The organism is Bacillus sp. SIMBA_008 (genome assembly GCF_046535495.1).
GTDB lineage: Bacteria > Bacillota > Bacilli > Bacillales > Bacillaceae > Bacillus > Bacillus subtilis.
In genome coordinates this window covers 1-433 of record NZ_JAWRWL010000040.1, presented here as the reverse complement: position 1 = coordinate 433, position 433 = coordinate 1, and the positions used below count along the sequence as shown (strand labels likewise).

The following is a 433-nucleotide window of genomic DNA, read 5'->3' as shown; positions in this document are numbered from 1 at the left end:
GCGGACTAACAGTATCAATCCACGTTTTCACAATTGCTTTTTCTCCGTAACGCATCGCTTTACGATATGAAATTTGCAAATCTAACACAGGAGAAATAATTCCCTCTTTCTCCATTTCAACATATGAAAATCCTAAATCTTGTATAAGTTTCGTGCGACCTAGTTCAAGCCACACCAAATAGTTTGAATGGTAAACAACACCCATTTGATCTGTTTCCGCATAACGGATTTCAACTTCATGTTCTGCTACAAACATATGTATTCGCCTTCTTTCACTTCTGCTACCTTGCATACATTTAATCATAATACAGTGACATCAAAAATAAAATAAAAATAGTGAATCTTTTACTGAAAGGAGCAAGCATATGATTCAAATTGTAACTGTTCGTAGCGGTGATAGCGTATATAGCTTGGCATCAAAGTATGGATCAAC

2 protein-coding genes are annotated in these 433 nt (G+C 35.6%); one reads left to right on the top strand and one right to left on the bottom strand.

What is annotated here, in order from left to right:
- Positions 1-256 (bottom strand): acyl-CoA thioesterase (locus SB658_RS21990; protein WP_410602302.1); only part of this gene is annotated, 256 nt, incomplete at its 3' end.
- 109 nt (positions 257-365) lie between these two features.
- On the opposite strand from SB658_RS21990, the gene SB658_RS21985 reads away from it, so the two are divergent.
- On the top strand, positions 366-433 hold a 68-nt coding region (locus tag SB658_RS21985), incomplete at its 3' end, for a LysM peptidoglycan-binding domain-containing protein (protein ID WP_410602304.1).